Raw genomic sequence first — 3,634 nt, forward strand, 5'->3', positions numbered from 1 at the left:
ACTATTTTTGAGAGTAATGTTTTCATACTCTCTTTATAATATATTTAATTTAGATTGTCAAGTTATTTCGGTTACAAGACACTAGTAATAAAGATCTTTTTGTCTTTTATCACAACAAATCCAAATTTTTTAAGCGGATTTATCGACTGTCTACCCCTCATCGCAGGGTCTTTATAATTTTTAGCATTAAAAATTTCTTCGGCTTGTTCAAAAGAAATTTCTTTTTTTTGATCGTCGATCAAGTCAATTTGCTCTTGAGATAAACCATTATAAAATTGACTTTTTCCATAGCCATAAACCCTATCTTTAATCAAAAGAATTTGATATTTCCTTTGATTTTCTGAATTCCACTTATAATTTTCAAGTTGCTTCGAAACAATTAAGAAGTTTCTTAATCTTTCAGGATTTCTAACCGTTGTTGTAATTGACCAAGGTTTTTTCATAATTTCACCTTACTTTACAATAATAAATTCGTTCAGCGTTTCCATCGCTATTACTTTTTCCTGCGGTAAAAGCCCTATAATCTTTTTCAAAAATTTCAACTTTTCCTTTACTTTCTAATATTCGTAAAATATCATTATCACTTATTCTCGCATTTGAACGCCCATCTTTTGAATCACCAGTATTATTATAGGACAATAAAATATGTTTACAATCTGCATTTCTAATTAAATCTTCAAATACCTGTGTTGCATTTTTAAGACAATAGAAACTTTTAATATGTGAACGATCCATTTTTTTTGCCACCCCTTTAACATTTGGCTTTTTCCATTCAGCTAAATTTTCTAATAAGTGATAAGCATCTGAATATTGGCGTGAATTATAGGGTGGATCAATATACAAAACATCGCAAGTAATTTTTCTAATCAGAATATTTGCATCTTCTTTGTAAATTTCGTTATTTCCATTATTTAAGTAGTCGACATCAGGGATTAAAAGTTTTAATGGTTGCAACATGTCTAAAGCTTTACGAAAAGCATCGTAATGACCGACCGTATTTGCAACTTTATCAACCGCATAAATTAAAGAACAGATTAAAATATTTTTTTCTTCTTCTGTTTCCGCAATCTTTTCGATTTCTTCACGAATAGCCCCGATTTTTCTAGCGTTTTCTAGAGAGAAATAAGTATTTCCAAAACACTCTGAAAAATAATTATCTCGATCAGTTTTTAAATTATTAAGAATATCAATTTTATCCGCTATTTTTTTAACATTCGAACTTGCACCAAGAAATGACTTTAAACAAACATAATTACTAAAAAGAAAATCATTAGAAATAATTTTTATTTCTGGTTTATTAAATCTTTCACCAACAACACCAGTGCCAGCGAAAATATCACAAAATGATTTTATCCCATTGCATTTTTCTGTAACAATATCTTCAATAAAACCAAGCAATTTGTATTTATTTCCTAAATATCTTCTGTTTTGCAATTGGAAAGTATTATCTTTAACTTTTGGAAAATGGAAATAAGATTTTTCAATTTTTTGAATATTTACCTCATAGAGAGGTTTTTTTATCTCAAACAAATCAAATAAGGTTTCCTGTATTCCGTCTGCAATATAATCAAAGCCTTTGTTTGAATCCTTTATCTTGTCATAAAAACTGTAATAATTCTCTTCGGAGATGATAATAAAATCAATAACAGGTATTCCCATTATTTCCCCTGCCTGCACGATTTTTTTGACAATTTGATGATCTTTTCCGCTCGGCAAAGAGTTTCCTGAAGGGTGATTATGAATCAAGATTATGCTTGCTGCATGTAATTCAGTTGCTGGATAAAAAATTTCTCTTGGGTGAATAAGTGCTTTATCAAGCAGTCCAATACTAATGACTTCTTTTTTTATTAAAGCATTCCTCGCGTTGAGATATATACAAATAAGATATTCCTTTTTTTTGTCTCTTAAATCATAAGAAAGAGAAAGTACGTCTTTTGCATTTTTAATAATAATTTCATTGCCTTTTTCTTCTTCATAAAATCTTTTTACTAAAGAAATTGCAGAGATGATTTGTAAGGCTTTAGCTTGCCCAATTCCTGAAATTTCTAATAAATCATCAACAGTAATATTTAAAAAATTCTTGCCAAATTTTTTGATAATATGTTCTGAAAGCTGTTTTACATTTTTACCTTTTATGCCACTACCTAAAAGGATAGCCAAAAGATCACTTTTTGAAAGCGCATCGGCTCCTTTTTGGAGAAAGCGCTCTCTTGGGCGATCGATCTTTGGAATATCTTTAATTTTTACCATAATTTGTACCCAAATTAAATAGAATTATTGTATTCTAATTCCCCTTTATAATAAATAAAAAACAAATTCATTCCCATTTTAAAAAGCCTATCAAAATTCCTTATTATAAGAAAAATATTTTTTGAATTGCGTATAACTTAAAATAACCAAACTACTTCGTTTATACTACCATATCGGCATGTGGGTCAGTGGACGGTTATTTGTCACACTTCAAGGATATATATTTACCTTATTGAATCGCCCCCAGCGGTCAAAAATATCAATATCTTCAAACTTTTCTATATCCTAATATTAATTCAACAAAAGTTTTATAAAATCCTTCTTTTTTGTGAAAATTTTTAGTTTATCATTCTTGGTTTATAGTTTATAAATAATAAAAGGGGGAAGAAAAGTTTGTATATTTAAATTTTAATAGGATTGGTGTTCTGTTCGACTGATGATTTCATCCTGCAAGGTCTTGCTGAGGTTATTAAAATAATCACTATAACCTGCTACTCGCACAATAAGATTTCGGTATTCTTCAGGTTCTTTTTGAGCGGCCCTTAGAGTATCTGCACTTACTACATTAAATTGGATATGATGCCCACCTAATTTAAAGTAAGCCCTAATCAGGTGAGCAAGGTTATTTATTCCTTCCTCTCCTTCCAGTAATTGAGGGGTAAACTTTTGATTTAGAAGGGTCCCTCCGGTTTTTACCTGGTCCATCTTGGCGGCTGATTTGATCACTGCTGTAGGCCCCAAACGATCTGCCCCCTGTACTGGTGAAATTCCTTCTGAGACAGGTGCTCCGGCCTTTCTTCCATCAAGGGTAGCTCCCGCTACTGAACCAAAATAGATATGACAGGTAGTAGGAAGCATATTTATTCTATAAACCCCATCCTTGGTATTTTTTCTTCCATTTACTTCCTGGTAAAAAGCATTAAATACCAACTTCATAATATCATCGGCATAATCATCATCATTCCCGTATTTGGGGGTCTTATTTAAAAATAATTGACGTATTTCTTCATGACCAACAAAATTATCTTTTAATACTTCTTTTAATTTTTTCATATTTATATTTTTCTGGTCAAAGATATGGTATTTAATTGCTGATAGACTATCGGTGATGGTGCCAATTCCTACGCCCTGAAGGTAATCGGTATTATAGCGAGCACCACCAGCATTATAATCCTTCCCTTTTTCAATACAATCACTAATTATTATGGAGAGGAATGGGGCGGGCATATAGATAGCATATAATCTTTCAATTATATTATTACCTCTAATCTTTATATCTATAAAATGATGAAGTTGATTTTTGAAAGCCTGAAATAATTCTGCAAAAGAATTAAATTGGATTGGTTCGCCAGTTTCTATCCCTATTTTCTTACCAGTCCGAGGG

General features: G+C 31.0%; 3 protein-coding genes. All 3 read right to left on the bottom strand.

What is annotated here, in order from left to right; all coding sequences use genetic code 11:
- Positions 1-71: 71 nt before the first annotated feature.
- The gene (locus COZ07_RS02760; RefSeq protein ID WP_406607066.1) at positions 72-443 is read right to left on the bottom strand and encodes a hypothetical protein; all 372 of its coding nucleotides are present in this window, start codon (positions 441-443) and stop codon (positions 72-74) included.
- 4 nt (positions 444-447) lie between these two features.
- Complete coding sequence (radC, locus tag COZ07_RS02765; RefSeq protein ID WP_406607067.1) at positions 448-2,250, bottom strand: DNA repair protein RadC; 1,803 nt, start codon at positions 2,248-2,250, stop codon at positions 448-450.
- 408 nt (positions 2,251-2,658) lie between these two features.
- Positions 2,659-3,634 (bottom strand): pyruvate formate lyase family protein (locus COZ07_RS02770; RefSeq protein ID WP_406607068.1); only part of this gene is annotated, 976 nt, incomplete at its 5' end.

The sequence above is a fragment of the Candidatus Infernicultor aquiphilus genome (genome assembly GCF_002784285.1).
Lineage (GTDB): Bacteria > Atribacterota > Phoenicimicrobiia > Phoenicimicrobiales > Phoenicimicrobiaceae > Infernicultor > Infernicultor aquiphilus.